The following is a 24,433-nucleotide window of genomic DNA, read 5'->3' as shown; positions in this document are numbered from 1 at the left end:
TTGACGAGGTGCCAGCTGGCAACCTCGCTTTCATCACGGGTCTTGCAGACGTTCTTGCAGGCGATACTCTGGTGGCCCCGGAGCTGCACGGGATGGAGCCGCTTGACAGACTACAGATGCCGACTGAGCCCGTTGTGACCTACACTGTCGAGCCAAAGATGCTCAGAGACCTCAGCACTATTCAGAAGCCCATAATGGACTTCGTGAGAAGCGACCCGGCTCTGGAGTTCACCGTAAACCCTGACACTGGAGAGATGCTACTGTCGGGAGCAGGGGAGCTTCACATTGAGATAGCAACTGAGAAGCTGAGGAGGATTGGTGTCGAGATTCAGCTTGGACGTCCAGTGGTGGTGATCAAGGAACAGATGACAAGAGATGGCCCACTCTGCGAGGGTGGCGGTCCAGAGACCAGCCGATTCAGTGCGCGTGCGGTGTTATCGCGCCCAGACCTGTCAGGACACACGGGCAATGTGTTAGACTCCGAACCGAGGTCAGACTGCCACCTGATCGACTCCACAGGCACGATTGACCCCAAGTCCCAGGAGGCACAATGGGTGAGAGAGGCCTTCAGAACCGCCATCAACAGGGGACCAAAGAGAGGCGAGAGGATGCGCGGCGTGACGGTCATCATCGAGTCCGCGGAAGTTCGACTGGAGTCGGAAGAGATGTCATGGAGAGACATCACCCAACCCCTGCTGGATGCGATAAGAGCCAGTATCTGTGGTGGACAACCAGAGTTGGTTCAGCCATGGGCCAGACTTGAGATCAGCAGCCCAGAGGAGCACGTTGGCACAGTCACTGCAATCCTGATGAGGAGAAAGGGACGAGTGCTTGAGATGGACTCGGAGAGAACACTCTATCGGATTGAGGCTGAGTTGCCTGTGAGCGAGTCCTTCGGACTGGCCAATGAACTCCGCACCGCAACGTCAGGATGGGCCACATGGGGAGCAAGACCTGGTGAATACAGGCCTTTGGGCAATGGGTGAGTTGGGTACGGGAAGTGAGCAGGGGTCGTGTCTGTCCGAAGACACTGGACCGGGGAGGGCACTCCTAGAGAAGAAGTCAGTTGAACAGGCAAGTCGACCTCTGTTTCTGCGAGTGCACACACGGGAACACGAGCATCATGCAGTGTGTGTGTCTGAGGTCGTCCAACTTCCGGGCAGCTGCTGCGAGACCCGTGGGCGCCTACGCCCTGAGATAGAAGCGTCGGCTCATCTCCTGCCCCAGATATGCCAGTACGCGCCTGTCAACCATCGCCACACCATCCATCATCCTCAGCGCTCTTGTCAGGTTGGAGAACACTGCATTGAGATACGGTTGAGCTCTGAGAGGTTCGGCCTCTTCAATCATCTGAAGGTATGCATTCGTTATCTTGATCAGCCCAATCCAGTCTTCGGACAGTAGATAGTCAGATTCATCGGAAACGGCGTCGAGCGCCTGGGAAGACCGCGCCTCGCTGATGATAGCCTCATAGTGGCTCTCAAGAGCGGTAGAGAACCGCAGAAGGACCTTCGCAATTGACAGCGACGTCGCCCTGATGAACTCCGAGGACTCTGTGAGCTGCGATGAGACCTTGTCTGTAGCGAAGAACTCCAATGCGGCTCTGTAGAGCCCTGTGGCCAGCTCCGAGTAGTTTCTGTTGTGGTAGAACTGCCGGACTGTCCGAGACAGTATTGCGTGTCCTGACCAGTACTTTGCGAGCATCTCGTCTACCTCCGCAACCGCAGACACTGCTGGATAAACCACATCCTGGGCGACCTCAGGGCTGGTGGCCTGAGTATTCAACTTCCCCAGGGCCAGAGCCTCCATCAGCATGCCGACTTTCGAGAACTGTGAGTCACTGGAAGCCACGGAGGCCGCTCTCCTTCGGAGAGCAGTCCACTGGGAGTTCATGAGAGGGATGACAAGGAGCGCACCGCTCAGGAAGGGCGACCGATGCGATGGGTCAAGGTCTTCCAGCATCCCATCAATGTCCTCTAGAAGGCTCTTCAGTCGGTCAGGAAGTACAACACCGTGACGAAGCACGAGCCAGACTACGTTGTACAATGCAATGCCAATCTCAATGAGCGCACGCGAGTCCGTTGGAAAGAGCTGCATGTATTGTGCAAGGGTATCGCGTAGCTGGTCCATCAGACTGGCTGACACGGGCACTCTCGAGTCCCTCAGAGCCGAGAGAGACAGGCCCAGTCTGCTTCCAAGAAGCTCAATCGTTGACACACGTCCCTCGAGAAGAAGCCGCTCTCGAGTCTCAATCGCTCTCTGAAATGCTTTGACACCCGCAGACCAGAACTCGTCAGACTCGGTGAACAGACAGATCCACCCGAGTGTGTTATCGCACTGTGCCTCCTCAGGGGTAGGGTCGTACACCGTACGGTCAACTTGCTGAAGCGTTGCCTTGGCCCGCTCCATGTACTGAACAGAGATAGCAATGTTGTCGTGGTCGCCGAGGAGTCCATGTGCCAGCCCCAGACCAACCAGACAGTTGTAGACATGGAGGTCATCCTCGGCCCGGCGAGACTCCAATGACTCAAACGTAGCAAGAGACGCTTCCAGCATCTGAATGGCTTCCGGGACTGCCTCCCGCCACCCATTGGCAAGTATGTTGGAGCCTATTGTAAGCTGAGCAATACCCAGCTGGCACGGGTGTAACTTTCCGCGTGATATGGCTTCGGAATAGAATTGAATTGCCTTCCGAGACAGGGCGCGTGCTACCGTATGGTCTACAGAGTCGTCCCGTGTCTCGTTGATAGCCTGCTGGAGTGTGACGAGAGCTGTGAGCTCAGGGCTGTCCATCACAACCTTGGAGCGCTCCAGACCCTGTAGTATCACCCGCGCCTGACTGTGGATTCCCAGTTCAGTCTGGACAGCTGCCAGGTCGAGCGCAGTGCTGACAGCGACCTCGTCCATCTTCATCTCCCTGGCAATATCGACCACTCTGTTCAGCAAAGCCTCAGCACAGTCAAATAGGCCCTCCTCCATCAGCAGATAAGTCAGATAGTGGACCTCGTGGATAGCCAGACGGGTTGACTGAGGGTGGTCACGTTCATATATGGCCTCAAGTGTGAGCAGAGTCTCGTCTGTCAGAAACTGTAGCAGAGGGCGCAGGTTGTGGCGGAGAGCGGTGGACATTGCACTACCGAGCTCTCCGAGAATGTCAAGTAGGACAGGAATGGCGTCTATATCAGGCAGAATCTCGGTCTCGGAGCGACGATGAGCGTTGGTGAATCGTGTGTCTAGGAGAGAGATGAGCTCTGGCATGGTGCGGTCTTCGCTGAAGGAGAGCCGCACAATCAACTCCGTGAGTTTGATATTGGCAAGCCCCGGTCTGCGGAGTATGATCTCTTCAATAGCACGAGCCACTTCAAATATCAGGTCTATATCGTCGGGAACGGAACGCGCCACGTTCTGGATAGCAGAGAGACCATCATCCAAGGAGATAGATGAACACAGAATCTCTCTCAGTGTTGAAATGATACGGGAGTCCAAGGCTGCAACTCCTCTCAAGTACTGCAGAATTCGGCTGACTCCCAGTTAAAAGCTTTCACAGCTATTCAAGCACGAACTCTCTCCATGCACGAGAGGTTTCTGTTCCCCGCATACGCTCGACCCGAAGGGAGTAGGTGACCTTGGGACCCAAGTCATCGAACTTGAAGCGCAGAACAGCGTCAGTGAGATACGAGAAGGTGGCATACGTCTTGTCGTCGTGAACGCCATCCTCAAGAATGTACATTATGCTGTGTGAGTTCTGAGTGAGCCTGCCACTGAGTCTCTGTACCGCACGCGGAATGTTCGCAGGGTTTGAGTTCAGTATCAGGGTTGAGAGACTGTCGATTACAACCCTAGCGGCTACCATCTTATCAAGTACTTCCGACAGCACGATGCCCAGCTCACTGGTGTCGTCCAGCTTTGACAGCGAGTGTGCTACACCACCCTTGGGGGCGCCCATCCGCTCCGAGTATCCATCAATAAAGACGAATCTGCCCTCGCGTTCATATTCCTCAACAGGCCATCCATGCCGGCTCATGTCGTTGCGGATGACTCTCGGAGAGACATCGGTCGTGACAAACACTGCAGGAAAGCCCAAGGTAAGCCCCTCAGCAAGAAAGGCCTCTGCGTACGTCGTCTTGCCTGAACCAACCTCACCGACAACCATGATTGATATCTGTGTGAGCTGTCCAAACTGAACCAAGTCCCCAATCATGGGATATGCCTTGAACTGGAACTGCTGTGGTGTTGTTCCTTGGGACCTGTCCATACTCACGTTTCAGCTGCGCCCCCTATTCTAGCTGCCGGGTCCAATCTCGCCAGGCCAGACGCGAATGCCCTCGTCTGTGATTCTCATGGAGTGAATTCGTGAACTGTGCTTCGAGCCACGGAGCTTCAGCACCTCTATTGACCGTGACCGTGATGTGTCACTGATCTTCTCGTTGTATAGCACAATGACTCCTGAGGCGAGAAAAGCCTCGATGTCAAAGACGCCAAGGCCGGTCTCTTGGGCAGGAATCTCACTTGTAAGTAGGAGAGTCGCGCCTGTCCCGGTGATATGCGCACACAGTTTGAAGAACTCCTCCCGTAGTATGTCACGACTTCTGAACTTGTAAGCCATTATGGAGAGTGTATCGATGACCACCCTGCGAGCGTGAATCTTGTTGATTCGATTCAGGATGATGGCTTCAAGACCGGACAAGTCGAAACTTGGGTACTCGACCACTGTGACAGATGGTGGCTTTGCCGGAGAGAGGTCAACAATGCCAAGCATATTCTCTTGTTCAAGCTTGCTTAGATTCATGCCAAACCTGAGCATGTTGCGCTTGATGAGATGAGGAGGTTCCTCCAGCGTCACGAGTACGCCTGGTTCTCCGTATTCAACCGCTCCACGATACAGGAACTGCGTGGCCAAGATGCTCTTGCCTGTACCCGGCTTCCCGGCCACAAGTATGGTGTCACCGCGTGGAAAGCCGCCTTCCACTAGCTCGTCCAGACCGGGAATGCCTGTCTTAACCCGATCGATATCTTGTCCGCTCATTCTACAGATCCCTTCTTGGACAGTCGATGTCCGAGTATCATCTTCATCATGACGTCAGGTTCCGGAATACCTGTCAATGACATACTACCAATCATTATGGTGGGCACAGCAAGCACGCCATACGCTTCGGCCGCTTCAGGTTGTTGACTTACATTGATGACTTTTATCATAAACATCTTGGGGTCTAGCGTTGAAAGGAACTCATGCAGTACTTCCTCTGCTCTGAAACAGAAACCGCATGTGTCCGACTTGAAAAACACTATCTCAATCACAGAAGATGGCCGATTCGAGCCCTCAGCGGTGGTCGTCTGAGATGTGTCTTCCAAGCAGGCGTTCTCCGATGTGTGTTTGGTGCGGGCTCTCTATTGGATGGGCTCTCTTGAATGTTTTGAGTAGTCCATGTTCTCACCAGACGCACTCGAACCAGCTCTATCGCTTGTAACGCAGTAGATTCTTAATCCGTGTCGCAGCTTTGCCGAGAGGCCGGGAGTGGTATCTTATGTTCCGAGGCATGAGGACTGCCAGAAGAAACGTGTCACTGCCATCGGTGGTGATGGTCTTCACTACCATCTTGCCGGCTGTGCACCTCACCGAGATGTCACGGATGTCACCCAGAGAGAGCTCCTTCTTCACGCGTTCGCTAGTATCGACCAAGTAGCCAGCCATGGCGGCGACAAGGTCACGATTTGTCGTCGGTGAGACTGCAGACGCAATCAGAAAACCTCCATCCTGTCGTGCGAGAATCGAGGCATGATACCCACCCTCCCTGTTCATGTCTTCGAGGATATCAGTGAGTGAAGCATAGTCAGGCCTCTCCATGCATTGAAACGCTCCCTGTTAGGACTGCCATTCCGTTTGCGCATTCGCCTATTAAATGATGATGTCACAGCCCCGGACTTGTCGAGGAAGCGATGGGGACCATAGATTTAAGGGTGCGACCTCATCTGCTCACATTCAGGATGTGACACCTGTGACAGCTGAGTACCGGTTCAAGATAATCATGCTTGGGGACGGCGCAGTGGGTAAGACCGCACTCACTACCAGGTTCACACAGGACCACTTTGATGCCGACTACAAGCGCACAATCGGCTCAGACTTCTCTGTGAAGAGACTACAAGTACCTGATATCAATGCCAATGTGACGCTACAGGTGTGGGACCTTGCAGGTCAGCCCAGGTTCGAGGTTGTGAGACAGTCATTCTACAGGGGAGCGAGGGGAGGACTCCTCGTCTTTGATGTCACACGAAGACGCACCTTTCTCAATCTGGACCGCTGGAGGGAGGAGGCTCGGGCAAGTCTGGGTAGGGATGTGCCCATGGTGGTTGTGGCCAATAAGGTGGATCTGGAGGGCAGCAGAGTGGTCACGACACAGGAGGGAGAGGAGTACGCCAAGAGGATTGGCTCACTCTACGTGGAGTCGAGTGCTCTCACCGGGGAGAATGTCGAGGACTCGTTTGTGAAACTGTGCAGGGTTATGATTGAAGAGGCAAAGAAAGCAATCTAGTCCTCCTTCGGTTTTCCTTTCAATAGACCGAGCGCTTTCTTGCACTGCCATATGAGGTAGAAGACTTGCCGGTCCTGAAGGACCTCTGGGTCATATTGCCCCCTCAGTTCGTCAAGTGCCCTTGTCAACTCCTCGCGTCGCAGCATCTGGGAGTCGGCCTCAATCTCCCTGAGAAGAGCCCTGAACGGTTGGAGCATGGACTCCATTTGAACCACATCCCAGCGTATGATGGCCCCGCTCCCCTCGCAGCTGACAAACGAACTCTGGTCAGGAAACCACTCGATCCCATCAACCTCGCTTGTCGTCTTGCCCTCCCCACTAATCGCGTAAGGCGAACCCATCCACACATAGATGCACTTGTCACTCGACCCCGAGGCAATCATGCTGCCGTCGCTGCTGAACGAGGCCGTCCGTACCTCCTCTGAGTGGCCTCGAAGTGTCTGAATCATCTTGAGCTCAGGTCCGGTGGCATCCCAGACAATAGCGGAGAGGTCGGAAGACGTGGAGACCACCTTGGCTCCATCGGTCGAGAAGCGCACCGAGTGAACTGCAGTGCGATGCTCCTTTATCCACTGAGTCTTATTCCCAGTCTTCGCGTCCCAGAGACCGATGATTCCGTCAACCCCACCGGAGACTATTCTGTCACCGCGCGGGTCCCAGTCACAGGAGACCACGTAGAGCGAATGTCCTCGCAACTGATGTGTCTTCGAACGGCTGCCCACGTCCCAGACAATCATGGTGGTATCACCACTCGACGTGACCACACGGGAGCCGTCCGGAGAGAATGCGATGGACAAGACAGGGTACGAGTGACCCTCAAGACGTGCGATGCACTCCCCAGTGCGTATGTCCCAGAACTTCAGTATGCGGTCCACGCCACCACTCGCGAGAATGTCACCTCTCGGAGAGAAGGCCATCGATGTACAGAGATAGTCATCCTTCAGACGCTGAATCTCCTCTCCGTTACGCACGTCGTAGAGCCGAATCGTCCGGTCCTGATGCGCTGCGGCTATCATCCGACCTATCTTGTTCATGGCCAATCTCCGAGTGATCTGATCGGCGCTCTGTGCCGCGGGCTTCAACACCTTCGGCTTCAAGAAGAGTGTGAGTTCCTTCTGCTCCAACTTTGACACCCGAAACTACACTGCTTCCCCTTGAAACGTACTCTAAAAGCCTTGTGAGTGCGCACTACTGTACAACTGTGGAGGTTCTCGAGGAGGTCTACTCACTGTCACTACGTTCGGTGGGAGTTCTCAGACAACATCATGGCCGCTCTAGGCCATGCCGCCAGCCTCAAGAATCTTGATTGCCAGTTCGAGGAAGGCTGCCTCAACATTGTGCCCTGTCTTCGCAGAGGTCTCAAGGAATGATGCGTGTGCACCCTTCTTTCGAATCTGTTCTGCGAGGCCCTTGCCCTCCTCAGTGGTGACCATTGTCTGTTTCATGACCGGATTGTCCTTGAACTGCTCCCGCAGGTCAATCTTGTTCCCAATCACGACGACTGGAATCATCTTGCCAGCGTTGTGCCAGCATTCTTCGAGCCAGTTGGAGAGATTGGTGAAGGAACTCCGCTCCACCGTTGAGTAGACGGCGAGGGCTCCCTGGGCGCCCTTGTAGAAGGTGGAGCGCACACTCTTGAAGTGCTCTTGTCCAGCGAGATCCCAAATCTGTATACTGACTTCATGTCCGCCTTCGAGGACCATCTTCTTGACGGCAAAGTCTGCACCGATGGTGATCATGTAGTTGGCTCTGAAACCCTCTCCCATGTAGGTTCGACGGAGCGAGGTCTTTCCAACCGATCCGTCACCCATTAAAACCACCTTAAAGAGCGCTGTGACCATCTCTGACCACCGGCGAAGCAACTAATCTGCTCGGCTATTTTACACTTCCGCTATTTGAGTGTTAGGCGAATGCATTCCAGAGAAGAAAAAGGTGACTGGAGTGACGAGCGGGGCGTCTGAAGCACCTTAGTTTCGGGGAGGACTCCCCCTCGGGAGTGTTCCACAGGCAGTACACAGACGGGAAACAAAGGGGAATACTGCTGACGCGCATGATGAAGAGTACAGGTCATACCAGCGACGGTCGTATTCAGAAGCCAGACACCTGTGCGGACTTGTCGTACTGGTGTGTGGCGGTCTCGTCAAATGGTGTGAGCAAGACGAGCCCTGTCTGCATACCAGTGCTCACCCGACCAGCCCATCTATGGATGACGGGTTCGGACAAGCCCAGCAGTATGCATGAAGAGCAATTGGAAGAGAACCGAACAATGGGTCGTACTGCCCGGACTTTCAGAGATGCCCTTGACATAGAGGAGGAACGCTGGAAGGACTTCAGGCGAACGCTCAGGCCATCTAAGAGAGAACTCATGGACAGAATATTCGAGTATGCGAGGATGTCTGGCGACGCGGGTTCAATGATTGTCACGCCGCGGGTCACCGAGGTCGTGCTTCTGTCTGCAATGCTGGAACTACTGCGGGAGATAGAGGAGCTCCAGCGAAGGATAGGCGTGCTTGAGGGGACCACTAAGGAGAATGCACAAGATGATGGTGCAAGGGTGGCTCTTGGATGCGAGCATAGACCGTGACAGAGATGCACTGACACTGTGGATCAAGTCAAATGGACAGACACGCGGTTGCGTCTACCGAGGTTTTCAACCATCAGTCTTTGTGAGCACAGGTCTACTCGGCAGTGGTGAGAGAGAGAGGGACAGTTTCCGTCACGCAATAATGGAACACGAAGCAGTGACACGGGTCGAAGCGGTGCGCAAGTATCTATCGGTATACGATGACCATCCGAGTGATGTCCTAGAGGTATTCACAAGACTGAACTCATTTCACGAACTTGCACGAGACTTGGAACAGATTCCCGGTGTCACAGTCTATCATGCTGACATCAATCCGGTGCAGCAGTTCTTCATAGCGGAAGAGGTCTTCCCATTCGGACGTGTAGAGGTGGAAATGAGGGGAGAGGAGATTACAAAGATCAAGTGCCTTGACCGACGTGAGGACACGGAGTACGAGACACCCGAACTGGAAGAGATGCAGATTGAAGTCTTCGTAGACACCAAGGGTCTGTTTCCAAGAGACGAGGACCCAATACACCACATTGAGGTCCACCACCGAAAGAAGACCATTGTGGTTCAGGAGGAGGATGAGAGAGAGACCCTGCTTCACCTTCAGCGGCTCATTGACACGATAGACCCGGACATCATAGTCACAAGGGGTGGTGACGAGGACCTCTTCAGATACCTCTCACTACGATGCAAGGTCAACGGCGTGGTACTTGTCTTCTCAAGAGATGGCACTCCGCTGAGCGTGACACACAGAGAGCACCAGTCATTCTGGCAGTACAACCAAGTCGTCTTCAGAGCAGGCAATCAAGTCATGTTCAATGGCAGAATTCACATTGACAGGGCAGAGAGCCTGTACTATTCGCCCTCAGGACTAGAGGGTATTATTGAGGGCTGCAGACTGGCTCTTGTGCAGCCCCAGAGAGTCGCACGAATGTCGATTGGATCCATCAATGCAGCAGTTCAGTATTATACCGCATACAAGAGAGGTATCCTCATACCACCGGTGAAACGTAATCCGGAGTTCCTAAAGACGATGACCGCTCTTGCCGCAATTGATAGAGGGGGACTCATACTGCAGCCCGAGCCCGACGTATATGATAGCGTCATAGAGTGCGACTTCGCGTCGATGTATCCAACACTCATGGTCACACGCAATATCAGCCCGGAAACGGTCTGTGCAAGGATAGAGTGTCCCCACGACTACAAGTACTGTATAGATGTCCCCGGGGTGGACCTTAGGATCTGCAATCGCAGGAGAGGAATTGTAGCAGAGTCGCTGGAACTCGTAGTCAGGAAGAGAGCTGCCTTCAAGAGAGCTATTGCACAGGGGAGAGAGTCCCGGAAGTACGAGTTGATGCAGAACACACTCAAGGGAGTGCTCGTCTCATGCTTTGGATATCTGGGATTCAGGAACGCAAGGTTCGGCAGAGTAGAGGCGCATACTGCGGTCACTGCCTTTGCACGAGATGTACTGCTCACGACACAGGCAATTGGAGAGAGCATGGGCTTTGAGGTGATTCATGGCATTGTTGACTCACTCTGGCTCAGGTCTGCAGAGAAGCCGGACTACGACAGAGTGCAGGAGTTCTGCAGGGCCGTCAGTGGCGCAGTTGGCATTGAAATGTCACTCAAAGGGACATACCGCTGGATGGTGATCCCCTCCTCGCGTATTCATAGTTCAATATCACCCATGAACCGCTATTACGGTGTGTATCTGAACGGATCAATAAGGACACGAGGAATAGAGACGAGAAGGAGGGACACATGTCTGTACGTGGGAGACTGCCAAAAGGAGATGATCAAGACCCTTGCTCGAGCGAAGGACCGAAGGGAGTTCATCAAAATGATACCATCGGCATGGGAAGTATGCAGGGACTTCATCGACGGGCTCTTGGAGGGGGATGTTGACATCAGAGACCTCGTACTACATTCCAGACTGACGAGAATGCCTCACGAGTACCGTACTACATCCAGGGCGTCAGTGGTGGCACGGCAGCTCGTCACAGCAGGCAGAGAGCTGTGTGCCGGACAGAAGGTGAGGTATATACTGACAGAGCCCGACTCAATGAATCCAAACAGACGTGTCAGGGCCTTGGAACTCCTAGACCCAGCGACCCGGTATGACTCACATGCATATGCCATACTCTGCGTCAGAGCTTTTGAGAGTCTGATACCCGCCCAACTCATTGACTCGCAAGAACTTGACTCGTATGAGTCACTAGCGAGTGCTGTACCACCCGACTGACTACTCGGTGACTGCGTGGGCTTGCATAGCAATGCGCGGCTTCAACTCTCGCACAGGAATGCCGGTCTCCGCAGATATCTTGAGTACATCGTCAGCCTCCGGCTTGATGGATATCACACTGCCATCCAGTCCACGTGCCACCTTGACGCGGACCATGTACTCCTTGTCATCAATCTCAAGCCTGCACACGACAATCTCACGAGTGGCCTTCAGTCGTTGCCAAGTAGTGTAACGGATTCCAAGTGTGCCAAGGTTCCGAATCATCACCGCAGCAACACTTTTGAGACCAGCCTTAGGGGCAATCACCTTGACCACGAAGCAAGGTCGGTTCTTCTTTCCAAAGGCGGGAATCATGACCACATCATAGGCAAGTCCCTCGACCAGAAGGGTATCAAAGAGGTTGCCCATGACCTCCCCATCGACATCATCCACATTCGCCTCGATAACAACAACCTCATCGTCGGCCCAGGAGTCGAGGACCTCCATTCTCTGACCTGCCTGTTGTTCGGCTGGAAGCGGCTTGCGGGCTTCTGCCTTTGCCTCGCTCTTCGAGGGCGGAGCGACCTCGGTGGGAGGCTCAGTCGCAGGTGCCCTTTCTCCAATCAGGATTCGCATCGCGTTCGGCACGGTCCCAAGCGTACGGCTTCCAAAGCCCAGGCCCTGCTTTCGCGCTATGAAGCCATCAGCAGACTCCAGGTACTCATTGGCTAACGTGACAAGTATCGCTGCACCAGTTGGGGTCAGGACCTCCGTCTTTGCGTCGCCGGTGTGGAATGGCACGTCGTGAGATACAAGAATCTCTGCCACAGCGGGAACAGGGACCTCGAGGTCACCGTGTTCCGTATGTATGCTTCCACTGCCAACAGCGACCTTGGTGGAGAGGAATCTCGCCCGACCGAGCAGACCAGCACGCTCGAGCAAGTACATGGTGCCAACAATGTCGAGTATCGTGTCAATGGTACCAGTCTCGTGAAGATGGAGGCTCTCCAGCGGTGTATCGTGAACTCTTGACTCAGCCTCAAGCAGTATGGAGAGAGCCCTGTCTGACAGCGTCTTCGCAGTGGAAGACAGCTCTAGTTCCTCGCTCACAGTCTTCACTATGCCATGCATCGAGACAGGTGACAGTCGAAGCTGGTTGTCTCGAGCAATCTCAAGACGCTTCCCCGACCCGGCACCTGAAGCACCTGAGATCACCCTTACTCTGAGAGCAGGGTCATAGATGAGGAGACTTGCCGCGACAGGCACGAGAGCCTGGTCGTCGCCTAGAAGGTCAATTAGTGCGGACAGGAACATATCTCCCGAGGCGCCTGCCGCGCTTACGTCTATCAGCACTGAGCTGTCTGGCACTGATGTCTTCACTACTCCTTGGTGGCCGGGTGAAAACCCTTACTGGGGGTTATGGTACTATCGGTACGTGCGCATTTGAACCACTCCCACGCTGGCCGCTTAAATAACGTTGTGAGTACAAATCATCGGTCCGGCGCCTGTCGTCGCGCAGTCAGACCCTCCGAAGACCGGGGTCACTTCTGCGGACGAGGCACGCTCTCAAGCCTCGAAGAGAGCACACAGCAGCTCTGTGCGTGTGCGCCCAGCATGCATACCACTAGACTCTGCTTGCCGGACCATCTCGTCGCCACTGCTCAAAGATTGCCATGTACATGCACTCACGCGGACTTATCCACATCTCAGAGTAGTCAAAGGCCTGGTCTACAAACTCGACGGGCGCATCCCTTATGATGACCGCAGGTGTTGCCTCATCAGACTCGCCCATGAGGGCTGTCGCAGCAGAGGCAAGATTGTCTGCAACTCCGCGTCGGGTGATTCTGAGCACATTTCCAAACAGGTCCTTGCGCCCACGATCATCTGCAACCGGACGAAAGCCGGCCACGCCAAGTGCCATTCCTATGTTTCCGAGCCGAAGCGGCTGTGTCCTGCTGTCGATTATCATCACAGCAATGTCCTTTCCATATCTGACTCGTACTTGCTCACGAATGCGAGCGGCACTGGCCTTTGGGTCTCTGGGGAGCAGCGTGGCAGTACCCGGAGGACTGTTCGACTTGTCAACACCTGCATTTGCCATCAGTGTGTTATTCTTGATTGTGAGGAGGACATGAGGGATTCCGCCAAGAATCTCGTCGGCCTCGCGTAACACGAGTTCGGCCACAGCAGGAATCAACTCGTATTTCCCAGCGAGTCTGTTGGCCTCAGGGGAGACCTGAACGTCTGAGAGCTTGACAATTGTTCCCTCAGTTGTCCCGAGGGGGGTCTCAGCAATTACGAGGATGTCTCGATCTCGAAGCTGCTCTCCAGATGCGGTGAGAGCATCCACAAGCACGTCAAGGATGTCATCCTCGGGGGTGATTATCCTAGTCCTTATTGGAATCACAAGCATGCGCTATCCCCGAAGCGACGGGGGCGTTGGGGCGATAAAACCTATCGGTATGAGATTCAAGCGTCCGAACCTGCATCGTGTCGAGTCCCAGACTGTCTGTCGGACTGAAGCTTCATTCGCGCGGCCATTATGCACCTGTCACCTCTCCTGCCGCCCATCGGATGCTCCACAGTACCCATCGAGTTCATGCACCGGGCGGCAACAGCGGCACCAATGGCGAGTCCGTCCTCGACAAACACAAGCTGATGACTGTCGGTCCACTTTGTCCCGTCAGGCAGTCTCAGTGAGCCTGCGATGAGCTCGGGCTTTCTACCAGTCGTGGCAGCACGACCCGTTATCCCGAGTGAAGTGTCTTGCATCACCAGCCCGTTCTGGGACGCAAGGGTGACAATGCGCTGTACCGTTGCAGTCTGAACGAGGTCCACAACGGCAAGTAGATACCTTGAGTCATGCTCAGCCATTATGGCCGCCCCGAGTTCCTCAAGTCTGCAGAGGTCAGAGCCGTCCGTGCCCACATCCACACCAATCATGGTGACACCGGCCTCCGCAGCAGCCTTAGGGTTGACAGGGACTGTTCCAAACCGATTCACTCCTACGGGCACAGGCTCAACCCGGATCATGCGCTCGGCTGACTCCACCCACTCAGAATCGACGGCCACACGAAATGTGGAGGGTGTATTTGGCAGGTCGAGTGCACAGCCGTCTTCGCGACTGACGAGTCCTGAACCTCGGACTATAGCATCAGGGATAGCACCTGCGAGACCCGCAAAGGAACCAATGGTACGCGCATAGGGGTAGGAGTTGTCCGTCACGCGGCCAGCAAGAGTTGTACCGAAGTCTAGGGTCATCACAGGGTTACGAAAGTCCATACCTGAGCCTTTGACGGCTCCCTTTATCCCAGCCGTGACGAGTTCCCCCTCCATCTCATTGGCCACTATCTCTGTTGTAGACGGCGGAAGACTACTTGCGATGGCCCCATCGAAGTAGACCTTTCTCAGCCAAGTATAGTCTCTCAATGAGGGGGGAAGAGCGTCTTCACTCATTGCGGCGGTCATTGACCGGGTTGGTGCTCCAGCCTGAAGACATCCCTCCGCAAGAGCACGCACCAACTCATCCACCTCCTCAGGTGTGGAGAAGCCGGCAGTGACACCGGTCGATCTCACAACGAAGTGAACGTCGGTCTTCAAGTCAATTCTGGCACTGGCCACCGCTGCTAGAATCACGTCACGGACCAGATCAGTCACCGCCTCGCGCGTCAGTTCCACACCGACCAGAGTCTTGCCAAAGACCTGCTCGCCAACTCTTGGAGGGCGCACGGAACGGGTCATCCTGACCTCCTTGGCGAGCTCGAAGACCTCAGCGGTCTGAAGGTTTGTCGTCATCAGAATGCACTTCGTGGTCGTATTGCCGAGCTCAACCGAGGCCACAGTGTAGTAGGGCTTTCCGCGCAGAGATGAAACCCCTATGCTTCGCGGACGGATGAATTGGAAGTTCACCAGACCACCTCGCAGACTACAGGAGCTTTCGAAACGGGTGGTTCTCCTCGGGTGTGAGCCCAAACTCCATGCTTGCTGACTCGGCTGCGAATACGTCAGCCATTGCGACCACAGGGAAGACCCTGCGTGCGTTGCTGATTGGGCCGTAGAGAACAAAGTCTCCGCCCATGGCCTGAACGAGGAGTGGAGATGCGGTGTCACAGGCCTCATATGCGTCTCTGTCAGTCTTCTTGTAAGCCCTCAGCCACGGCCATGATGTGGGAGCATTGTGTACACCTGAGCCAGTAGGCTGACCGTAGAGAGTCTTGGCGACCATGATGAAGGAAATGGATGTGCCGGCTCCAGCACCGATGGCAGTTGTTGCCGTATCCACAAGGGGTTTCGTCACACCCAACTCTCGGGCCAGTTCCAGCAAGCCCTTGTCCCTACCCGAGACCGGTTGCTCCAGTACAGCCCGTCTTCCAGCAATCGTGGAGTCGTGCGGATTGAAGGCCAGTATGATGGCACTCTGAGGTCGAGTCTCTTCAAGTCCCCGGATCTCTTCATCCGTCACTGAGGCGTTGATGCTGTTGTATACGGCTCGGTCTAGGAGGCCAGTCTCTTGGCAATGCCGGAGCCCATCCAGCCGGACCTGAGCGTCTGTCGAATCGATGAGAAACGGTGAGCTGGTAGCATCAGAGACAAAGTCGATGTAACGGACCATTGCCGCAGACGACTCGGCAAAGACCTGAACCATCGCGGGATTGCCTGTGACCTCTGAGACCCGGTCCTGTTCCTCAATCTGCCGTCGGGCGGCGTCTCTGTCAAACAAACCCTTCTTGTGGTCCGCGACCACCTTGTCACCACTGTAGAATATCGTTCCAACCAGAACAGTTGGGGTCTCGCCTCTTACGCCACCGATGCGGACGCCGGCGATGTTGTAGATGTACTGTTCTCTCTCGAAGAAGTACATGACTAGACCTCCCTTACAGACAGTAGAGTCCCGCCTTCATCACTGTGTCTGAGTTCAACCCCCACTAACGACGGATGACGCGTCACCATGACAAGCGACTGACGTCTCTGAACCAGTCCGCTGTCTGGTTCGAGCGCAACACCGTACTCGGGAAGAACATAGACATCACCACTGACCATACGTTGTTTTGTCTTCTCTCTGGAGGCCCTGAAGGTGACCCACATGGGCTCGGCAGAGAACGGATGAACTTGTCGTGAGAGCAGTTCATCCACCGTTGCCGCTATCTTCTCAGGGTCGGACACGTTCAGCATGTCAACGAGTTCCACTTGCTGTCTGAAACGCTCCACGGCCTCGACAGGGACGTTCTCAATGTACGGGATGGCGCCCTCGGCCTCCCGAATGCGACGCGTGTCAGGGTCCACACCATTGCGGTACAGTGCTCTCACTGAAGCACCGGTACGATGCCCCGGCACCTCAGGACCAGCCAACACAAAGAACCGTATGGAGGGGTTTGATATGACGTTGGCAATCATCCGCTCAATGCCGATGTTCTCGGTCTTGCAGGTCCCGATTATTGCATACTTGGCTGGGACATCGAACTTCTTGCCAAGGGTGCACACAGCCACGCTTGCACTCGGGTCCTTGACTTCAAAGTCGCCCGGTACCGGTGGCCAGCGCTGCTCACGGTCTTTGTGAACCATCAGTGCATCCCTCACTCGAATGTCGGTGGGTCGAAGAGCTCACGGTCTAGTCCCAGAGCCTCATTGGTCTCGGCGGCAGCCGACGCAATGGCATTTCCAGTCAGGGCAACCGCAGCAAACACCTGCTTGGTACGCAGCATTGAGCCGTACATGATGCAGTCACAGGCATACACCTGTGCATTGACCGTGGCTGCAACAACGGCAGCAAGATGTGTCCCCTCGTCGTCGAAACCAGGCTCTCGTATGAACCTCCACGCCGATGGTGCGTTGTGCGGTCCCAGACAGGTTGGGAGACCCAGCTGTGACTTGATAGCCAAGAGCGTGCGGTATTCTAGCCCGTAGCCCGCACCGACGGGTAGTGTTGCCGGGTCCACCATGAGCCTTGTGATGCCCAGTTGCTCTGCCTCTGCAACCATCTTCTCTATTACTGCCATGCGGTCGACGAGTGACGTTGCACGAGGGGCCCAGCCAAGGACCACAGCCTTGTCAATTGAGCTCTCTCTCAGGAGCGCTTTCTCGTCCTCCTTCATGGACATGTTGATGGAGTTGTAGATTGCCCGCTCTGCCAAGCCGGTCTCACAGCAGTACTCGATTGCCCGCACCCGCGCGTCTGCGCTTGTTGACTCGAACATGAACGGCCCATCGAAAGCCTCAGAGAGCCATGAGAGGTGTTTCTCCATCGCAAGGGGTGTTCTTCCAAACGCCTGGATTATCAGAGGGTGTCCTGTCCTGTTCACCATGTCGACCCCGGTCTGGACCCACTCGCGAGCCATCTCTTTGTTGAAGGTGCCATCCTTTGTACTCTCGACAATGGGCTGGCCCTTGAAGAACAGCCCTCCAACAAGGACGGTTGGATGCTGACCCGGTTGACCGCCGATGCGGACCCCACTGAAGTCGAAGACCTGTTGCTCTCTCTTGAACACCAGCATGTCGTCATTCACCTCTCACAGGCCGCGGATACAGGCCCGACCCTCTGACAAGCTCCGGAATGCAATCCTCCCAGCCAACACCCATTATGTGAATGCCGTTAACTCCTTTGACCGAGCGGACCTCTCGTATTGTCTCCAGAGCAATGGTGATGCCTGTGCGCTTCATCGCTTCTCGCTTCTCGTCGCCGTGAAGGCCGTCACCCGAGCACTCGAGCCGCTCAATCACCTCGGAAGGTATCTTGATTCCGGGAATCCTGTCGTTCATGAACCGTGCCATCTTTGCGCTCTTCAGTGGTATGATACCAGCAAGGACACTCGCGTCAATACCCTCTATGAGGCCCATGAAATCTCGAAACCTGTCCGTGTCGTATATGGCCTGGGTCTGAAAGAACCGCGCGCCTGCAGACTGCTTCTTCTCCACGCGCCATGCTTGGACCTCCATCGGATCAGCATATGGATTGAAGGTGGCACCTATGAATAGCTGAGGAGTGCCCTCCAGCTCAGTGCCGGCCAAGTCACGTCCGGTCATCAGGTGACTGGCAATCTGAAGAGCCTGCACTGAGTCAATGTCGTACACCATCTTCGTCTGGGGATGAGTGCCCAACAGTGTGTGGTCACCAGTGACAAACATCACGTTTCTGACGCCGAGAGCATACGCCCCGTAGAGATCGCTTTGAAAGAGCACCCTGTTGCGGTCTCTTGTCGACATTTGCATAATGGGTTCGGCTCCGGCCCTGAGTACGAAGTGTGCACACACCATGCTGCTCATTGTGGGAATACCACGAACGTTGTCGGTTATATTGACTGCATCACAGTGGTCCATCACGACCCGGACCCGCTCAGTCACTAAGGAGTGGTCTGTACCGTGCGGGGGACCCACCTCACCGGTCACGACAAAGTCGCCCCGCTCAAGCAGAGATTGAAAGTGACTGAGCACGAGTTCGGTCTTCTCCTGATAGCCTGTCTGTCGGTTCCTCAGGCGGTCTGCTTATCAGCTTTCCCAATGCATGACTCGTGACTGGAGGTCATGGGACCGACATCTACGAGATGTGAGTCGTGTTCGGTGACCTGAGTGTCATGTAGAGAACTATGGCAACTGTGGTAACGGCCAGACCGACCACTGCAAGGAACTAGATGGCTAGGAATCCAGAAGCCATGCAATGTGTCACGCAGACCATTGACCGCGTCAGGAACACTTGAGTGGCCAAGAAGCAGTCCGCGTAGGACCTATGTCCCGCATGATGTAACGGTGCGCTCACACCAGACATACGAGTGGATGAGTCTACAGAGCAGTACGTGAGGGCATTGTCGCTCAGGTGAGCTGGACATCGGGATGAACTTCTCCACGCGCCCTGTGCATTTACTCCTCAAGATGGACCACTGCCCGTGGACCCTTTGCCTTGCTCCAGTCCTTTATCTCCCAGATGCGCCTGATGTTCTCGAGCTTCCCAAGGGACTTGAGCCGCTCGTATATCAATTGCCACACGCAGTCGGTATTCCTGTCTCTCTCACACTTACCGTCCACAGAACCGCCGCAGGGCCCGTTCAATATGCCCTTGGCACACCTAGCAATCGGGCAGATACCGCCTGTGAGATGAAGGATGCACTCACCACAGAGAGCACACTGTTCGTAGTGATGGTGTCGCTCGGGCATATTGCCGAGGAACTCCGAGTCTGTGGCAGGGAAGGACTCCTTATCGGGCAGGAGCTGTGTGAGTGTCTGAGTGGCGACGCCGCAGGCCTGCACCAACAGAGCATCAGCCTGTCTGATTATTGCGCTGCTCTCCGCGACAGCCTGCCGAAGGGCGTTCATGTCGCAAATCCCGCCCTCAACGAAGACATAGCCTAAGACCTCCTTCCCATGGGCCCGCAAGAGGTCCTCCATGTCCTCCAGCTGGAGAATGCCACCCACATCGCATAGCTGCGCGCAGCCAGAGTCACCAAATAGTACAATCCTCTGTTTGCCCTCGAGCATTGACAGGATGTCGTCGGCAGACTTCAGCTCCATGACTATCAAGACGTGTCACACTCAGTAGGAGGCATGAGGGACTTGTCAAAAGGCTATCGCATTAGGCGATACATAGATTGAGATGGCTCACTCCTGCGTGACTCTTCTGACTGAACCTGCTGGGAGGATCTTTACCAGCCGCTCGGCGGAGGCCTGATCGAACCGAGCAATGACCTGAATGCCATCCTCGGCATATGACTCGGACTCTACAAGCCCAACATGGTGTATCCATGAGAGAAGGGACATGCTCAGGTCTCCATACGGAAGCAGAAGCGCGTATGGACTCATAACAGGTAGGTTTCGATCAATCGCATCAAGGAGCTCCTCTAGATTCGTGCGCTTGGCAGCGGAGATTGGCACAACACATGAGACCAACTCCTGCAGTGCAGATACTCTCTCGGCCAGCTCCTGAGGCCTAATCAAATCGGTCTTGTTCAAGGCCGCCACGATGGCAAACGAGTTGACACCAATATTCCGGAATGTGTCAAGGCAGGAGAGCGTCTTCCTCCGGATTTCGCTTGGTTGGTCTGACCCGTCCACCACAAGCAGAATCAGGTCCGTGTCGGCAAGCTCCATGAGTGTTGTGTTGAAGGCCTTCAGCAGAGCGCTTGGCAGGTCGCTAATGAAACCGACCGAGTCTGAGATTACGAGCCGGCGTCCGTGCACTCGAATCTCTGAAGACTTGGTCGCAAGTGTTGTGAACAACTGGTCTGCAATCTCGACGCCTGAGCCAGTGAGCGCGTTGTGGAGCGTGCTCTTGCCTGCGTTGGTGTATCCTGCGATTGTCACTTCAAAGACTCCCTTGTCCGAACGCCGCTTCCTCACCAGCTCTTGGGACCGCGATATCTCCTCCAACTTGGAATTGATTAGCGCGATTCTCCTTCGAATCTCAATCATTCGTAGATTGAGAAGGTCCTCGCCTGCACCAATCTGTTCTCCAACGGGCCTGGCACCTGTGTGCTCCCTCTGCAGCCTCATTCTCAGCTGGTGTTTGATGAAGGGCAGCTCATATCTGAGCCGAGCGTGTTCAATCTGGAGCTTCGCCTGTACCGTCTGGGCGTGCTTGTCAAATATCTCCAGGACCAACTGTGCCCTATCGCGCACTTCAGTCTTCCATGCCTCAATGAGACGGAACATCTGAGAGGATAGAAGCCCCGGTGAGAACAACACAACATCGACGTCATTGGCATCGATCCAGATGCGAATCTCGTCTACCTTGCCGGAGCTTATACCGAATCTTGAGTGGGGCCCACCGACAATATCGAACCTGCCAACCACTGTGTAGCCGGCTGTGCTAGCCAGAGCTTGGAATTCGTCCAGAAGGTCAGGCTCAGACCTGCGTCGTCGCTGAACAAGGAGAGCTCTTGTGTCATCCACGGGCGCAGGCGGACGCATACTGTCTTAAAGAGTTCGAAGTGAGTCATCGCGATAGCGCATGGATCAGTTCGAAGTGAAAGCGTGTGATGGCCTGGCCAGACTGGGTAGGCTGTCCACAGGGCACGGGGCAGTGACCACACCGCTCATCATGCCGGTGGTCCATCCGGGCAAGACCGCCATATCTCCTAAGGAACTTCGACATCAATACGGCTTCGAGATGGTGATAACGAACTCCTACATCATCAAGTCAAGGGCCGAGTTCAGAGAGAGAGCATTGAGCGAGGGGGTGCATGCACTTCTTGACTTTGACGGCCCGATAATGACCGATTCCGGCACATTCCAGATGTACTTCCATGCACTTCCGGAGAACGAGATTGACCACCTCGAGATAGTCCGATTCCAACGGGCGATAGGGTCAGACATAGGCACGATACTCGATGTGTTCTCTGCACTGGACGTAGGTCGACAGAAGGTTGAGGAAGACGTACGAGTGTCACTCGAACGAGCAGCAGCGTCCGTGCACGAGAAGGGCGAGATGATGCTCGCCGGCACAGTGCAGGGAGGTGTCTTTCCGGACCTCCGAGAACGCTCCGCAATTGAGATGGCCAAGCTTGACTTCGAAGTCCATCCTGTCGGCGGGGTCGTTCCGATGATGGAGCAGTACCGCTACGCAGATGTCGTGCGAGCAACACTGGCTGCGAAGAGGCACCTTCCGCTCAACAGACCAGTCCATCTGTTCGGCTGTGGGCATCCGATGTTCCTCCCCTTCGCCACTCTGCTGGGGTGCGACCTCTTCGACTCGGCCTCATATGCGAAGTTCGCTCAGGATGGCAGAATGATGCTGCCAGATGGCAGCGTGCATTTGAAGGATCTCCGAGAGCTTACCTGTCCCTGCCCCGTGTGCTCCAGCACTTCAGTCCAAGAACTGAGCACAATGGAGAAGCCAGAGAGGGACCTTGCTCTCATGCGGCATAACCTATATGTGACAGCAGCCGAGATGCGCACGGTGCGACAGGCCATCTCTGAGGGACGGCTGCTTGAACTGGCTTCAAAGAGGGCCCGGGCCCACCCCAGACTCCTGGAGGCGCTTCACGTTCTGCTAGACCACGGAGAGCAGATTGAGAGAGAAGACCCAGTCGGTACGGGTGTGTCGGTCTTCTACACCGGCTGTGAAACGGCAAAGCATCCCGTATTCGAGAGATTCCACTCAAGGATTATTGAACGGTATCCGTACGTGAAGACCAAGACGGTTGTGCTCGTGCCCCATCTAGGCGACAGACCATTCCATGAAAGCGCTCCGGATGTGCTGAAGCTTGTCCTCGGAGTCGCACCAGAAGATGTGCTACTCCACTTCGTGACACCGATAGGAGTTGTCCCCTGGGAACTGGGGCAGGTGCATCCAGCTCAGCAATCAGTGTTTCCGGAGACAATTGACCACGAGACAATCAGTGTCGCTGCTCACAGAGTCCGAAGACTCATCGACAAAACAGAGTATGACAGAATAATCTGGCTTTCCAGAAGGACACCAACAGACTCTGTCAGGGATGTGTTGGATAAGACGCACGTCCACTCTGTCGATAGTGTCTCGGAGGCTGCATCGTTGATACCCGACCACACACATGACCCTGCACCGTGGGAAACACGGCTACTGAAGGCGGTCTTTGCATATCAGTGGTCACTCGACCTGAACAGACTCCACCCAGAGAACTTTCGCATCAGTGTCTCAAGGTCCACCGGGAAGATAAGGCAGATACACTCTGAGGAGGGAGTTCTCTTCACACTTGTGCCCAACACAGGACTGCTCACCCCCACCTTTCTGGGTGGAAGCGCAATGCTCAAGGCAGGGCTGGACAGACGATACATCGTTGCAGTCGAGGACGACGCCGTGGAGTTCGTTGCGGAGGGCAAGTCGGCCTTGGCGAGATTCATCCACTATGCAGATCCGGAGCTTCGGCCCGGCGAGGAGGTGCTTGTGACTGACACGAGAGGGGTTTTGCTCGGTGTGGGAAAGGCGCTTCTGAGCGGCAGGGGAATGAGGGCCTTTAGGAGAGGGGTGGCGGTCAGCATCAGGCACTACTTGAGGCAGTAGAGGTGCCGCTAGGCGTGAAGAGCGGGTGGCCTGGGACCTTTCTCAGAGCATCCACACCACCCATCGGCAGAACCATTACCTCCTGACGCGGTGCATACAGACGGATTGTGTCCCCGACCTTGACTTTGGACTCGGGTTTCAAGAGCGCTTGGGCTGGGGTGCCACCCACGTCAAAGTACGCCTCAAGCGAATCCCCAACATAGATGGTCCGTGTGACAACACCAGTGATCTCATTGTCAGCATGGTCCGCGAGAGTCAGGTTGAGCGCCTCGGGGCGAATCGCACACACGACCTCCTCGCCCATCTCGAATGGATAGCCGTTAATGGTCGCCTTGCCAGTCAGAACGGAGCCACTGGAAATCCTGACCTCCAGATAGTCGTCAATCCCTGAAATCGTGCCCTTGATGAACGTACAGCGTCCGATGAAGTCAGCGACGAAGATGGTCTGGGGGATCGTATAGATCTCCTTGGGCGTTCCGAACTGCTGAACATATCCCTTGTCCATCACAGCGACTCTGTCGGAGATACTCAGGGCTTCATGCTGGTCATGCGTAACATACACAGTGGTGATTGACAACTCTCTGTGGATACGGATTATCTCCTCGCGCATCTCGTTCCTCAGTTTGGCGTCGAGATTGGACAAGGGCTCGTCTAGGAGGAGCACGTCAGGTTCGATGACCAGTGCTCTGGCCAGTGCTACTCTCTGCTGTTGCCCGCCTGACAGCTGATGGATGTGACGATTCTCAAGCCCCTCCATTCGGACAAGACTCAGTGCGTTCATGACACGCTTCTCAATGGCAGCCCGCGTGTACTTCATGCCATTGACACGTTTGAGCTTGAGTCCAAAGGCCACGTTATCGAACACCGACATGTGTGGCCACAAAGCGTAGTTCTGGAAGCACATCCCCGTGTTGCGTTTGTGTGGCGGGACCAGAGTGACATCGCGGTCATCAAAGTATACCTTGCCGTGGTCCGGATAGTAGAACCCTGCAATGATCCGAAGCAGGGTGGTCTTGCCGCAGCCAGAGGGACCGAGCAGCGTCGAGAGCTCTCCCTCATGTAGGGTCATGTTGACCTCATCAGTGGCGACCACCTCACCAAAGGTCTTTCTCAAGTTCTCCAAGCGAATCTCTACCATCTCT

The 24,433-nt window shown here is 55.1% G+C and carries 22 protein-coding genes; 5 read left to right on the top strand and 17 right to left on the bottom strand.

Annotated features, from left to right (window positions below; all coding sequences use genetic code 11):
• The coding region (locus HXY34_12060; GenBank protein ID NWF96867.1) for a hypothetical protein at window positions 1-986 on the top strand (986 nt) is incomplete at its 5' end.
• Window positions 987-1,185: 199 nt separating this feature from the next.
• On the opposite strand, the gene HXY34_12055 is transcribed toward HXY34_12060, so the two are convergent.
• The 5 genes from HXY34_12055 to HXY34_12035 form a co-directional block, all read right to left on the bottom strand.
• The gene (locus HXY34_12055) at window positions 1,186-3,486 is read right to left on the bottom strand and encodes a hypothetical protein (protein ID NWF96866.1); all 2,301 of its coding nucleotides are present in this window, start codon (window positions 3,484-3,486) and stop codon (window positions 1,186-1,188) included.
• Window positions 3,487-3,547: 61 nt separating this feature from the next.
• Entirely contained in the window at window positions 3,548-4,255 is a 708-nt protein-coding gene (locus HXY34_12050) for a hypothetical protein (GenBank protein NWF96865.1), read from the bottom strand.
• 27 nt (window positions 4,256-4,282) lie between these two features.
• Entirely contained in the window at window positions 4,283-5,026 is a 744-nt protein-coding gene (locus tag HXY34_12045) for an AAA family ATPase (protein NWF96864.1), read from the bottom strand.
• Complete coding sequence (locus HXY34_12040) at window positions 5,023-5,352, bottom strand: thioredoxin family protein (protein NWF96863.1); 330 nt, start codon at window positions 5,350-5,352, stop codon at window positions 5,023-5,025. Before HXY34_12040 ends, HXY34_12045 begins: the two co-directional genes overlap by 4 nt.
• Window positions 5,353-5,455: 103 nt before the next feature.
• Entirely contained in the window at window positions 5,456-5,845 is a 390-nt protein-coding gene (locus tag HXY34_12035) for a hypothetical protein (protein ID NWF96862.1), read from the bottom strand.
• Window positions 5,846-5,996: 151 nt separating this feature from the next.
• On the opposite strand from HXY34_12035, the gene HXY34_12030 reads away from it, so the two are divergent.
• Entirely contained in the window at window positions 5,997-6,530 is a 534-nt protein-coding gene (locus tag HXY34_12030; GenBank protein ID NWF96861.1) for a GTP-binding protein, read from the top strand.
• Here the strand turns inward: HXY34_12030 and HXY34_12025 are convergent.
• Both HXY34_12025 and HXY34_12020 read right to left on the bottom strand, forming a co-directional pair.
• Complete coding sequence (locus HXY34_12025) at window positions 6,527-7,663, bottom strand: WD40 repeat domain-containing protein (protein ID NWF96860.1); 1,137 nt, start codon at window positions 7,661-7,663, stop codon at window positions 6,527-6,529. The two genes, HXY34_12030 and HXY34_12025, sit on opposite strands and share 4 nt — an antisense overlap.
• Before the next feature lie 141 nt (window positions 7,664-7,804).
• On the bottom strand, window positions 7,805-8,341 hold the full coding sequence (locus HXY34_12020) for a GTP-binding protein (GenBank protein NWF96859.1): 537 nt from the start codon (window positions 8,339-8,341) through the stop codon (window positions 7,805-7,807).
• Between the two features lie 239 nt (window positions 8,342-8,580).
• Here HXY34_12020 and HXY34_12015 point away from each other — a divergent pair, with 239 nt between their 5' ends.
• Both HXY34_12015 and HXY34_12010 read left to right on the top strand, forming a co-directional pair.
• Window positions 8,581-9,114, top strand: coding sequence for a hypothetical protein (locus HXY34_12015; GenBank protein ID NWF96858.1), 534 nt, complete (start codon window positions 8,581-8,583; stop codon window positions 9,112-9,114).
• Window positions 9,071-11,347, top strand: a complete 2,277-nt coding sequence (locus tag HXY34_12010) for a hypothetical protein (protein ID NWF96857.1) — start codon at window positions 9,071-9,073, stop codon at window positions 11,345-11,347. Before HXY34_12015 ends, HXY34_12010 begins: the two co-directional genes overlap by 44 nt.
• Here HXY34_12010 and larC read toward each other — a convergent pair whose 3' ends face one another.
• The 9 genes from larC to hflX all read right to left on the bottom strand — a co-directional run bounded on the left by larC (window position 11,348) and on the right by hflX (window position 21,202).
• Window positions 11,348-12,706 carry a nickel pincer cofactor biosynthesis protein LarC gene (gene larC / locus HXY34_12005; GenBank protein ID NWF96856.1) on the bottom strand — a complete coding sequence of 453 codons (1,359 nt, stop codon included), beginning with the start codon at window positions 12,704-12,706 and terminating at the stop codon, window positions 11,348-11,350. It abuts the gene before it with no gap.
• A gap of 244 nt (window positions 12,707-12,950) precedes the next feature.
• Window positions 12,951-13,739, bottom strand: coding sequence for a coenzyme F420-0:L-glutamate ligase (gene cofE, locus HXY34_12000; GenBank protein NWF96855.1), 789 nt, complete (start codon window positions 13,737-13,739; stop codon window positions 12,951-12,953).
• Window positions 13,740-13,795: 56 nt separating this feature from the next.
• The gene (locus HXY34_11995) at window positions 13,796-15,250 is read right to left on the bottom strand and encodes a methanogenesis marker 14 protein (GenBank protein NWF96854.1); all 1,455 of its coding nucleotides are present in this window, start codon (window positions 15,248-15,250) and stop codon (window positions 13,796-13,798) included.
• Between the two features lies 1 nt (window position 15,251).
• Window positions 15,252-16,187: a tetrahydromethanopterin S-methyltransferase subunit H gene (gene mtrH / locus HXY34_11990; protein NWF96853.1), complete on the bottom strand. Its 936-nt coding sequence runs from the start codon at window positions 16,185-16,187 to the stop codon at window positions 15,252-15,254.
• A 2-nt stretch (window positions 16,188-16,189) separates the two neighbouring features.
• Window positions 16,190-16,888 (bottom strand): tetrahydromethanopterin S-methyltransferase subunit A, encoded by a 699-nt coding sequence (locus HXY34_11985; GenBank protein ID NWF96852.1) that lies wholly within the window; start codon window positions 16,886-16,888, stop codon window positions 16,190-16,192.
• An 11-nt stretch (window positions 16,889-16,899) separates the two neighbouring features.
• Entirely contained in the window at window positions 16,900-17,817 is a 918-nt protein-coding gene (locus tag HXY34_11980; protein ID NWF96851.1) for a hypothetical protein, read from the bottom strand.
• Window positions 17,818-17,821: 4 nt separating this feature from the next.
• Window positions 17,822-18,754 (bottom strand): methylenetetrahydrofolate reductase, encoded by a 933-nt coding sequence (locus HXY34_11975; GenBank protein ID NWF96850.1) that lies wholly within the window; start codon window positions 18,752-18,754, stop codon window positions 17,822-17,824.
• Window positions 18,755-19,177: 423 nt separating this feature from the next.
• Window positions 19,178-19,834 (bottom strand): methylenetetrahydrofolate reductase C-terminal domain-containing protein, encoded by a 657-nt coding sequence (locus HXY34_11970; GenBank protein NWF96849.1) that lies wholly within the window; start codon window positions 19,832-19,834, stop codon window positions 19,178-19,180.
• Between the two features lie 78 nt (window positions 19,835-19,912).
• A complete protein-coding gene (gene hflX, locus HXY34_11965; protein NWF96848.1) occupies window positions 19,913-21,202 on the bottom strand; it encodes a GTPase HflX in 1,290 nt (429 codons plus the stop codon).
• Between the two features lie 58 nt (window positions 21,203-21,260).
• On the opposite strand from hflX, the gene tgtA reads away from it, so the two are divergent.
• The gene (gene tgtA, locus HXY34_11960) at window positions 21,261-23,291 is read left to right on the top strand and encodes a tRNA guanosine(15) transglycosylase TgtA (GenBank protein ID NWF96847.1); all 2,031 of its coding nucleotides are present in this window, start codon (window positions 21,261-21,263) and stop codon (window positions 23,289-23,291) included.
• Here tgtA and HXY34_11955 read toward each other — a convergent pair.
• Entirely contained in the window at window positions 23,269-24,429 is a 1,161-nt protein-coding gene (locus HXY34_11955) for an ABC transporter ATP-binding protein (protein ID NWF96846.1), read from the bottom strand. The genes tgtA and HXY34_11955 overlap by 23 nt on opposite strands.
• Window positions 24,430-24,433 lie beyond the last annotated feature (4 nt).

It is taken from the genome of Candidatus Thorarchaeota archaeon, from assembly GCA_013388835.1.
Lineage (GTDB): Archaea > Asgardarchaeota > Thorarchaeia > Thorarchaeales > Thorarchaeaceae > JACAEL01.
Note: the sequence above shows the minus strand (reverse complement) of the source record. Positions and strands in the feature narration are given on the sequence as shown.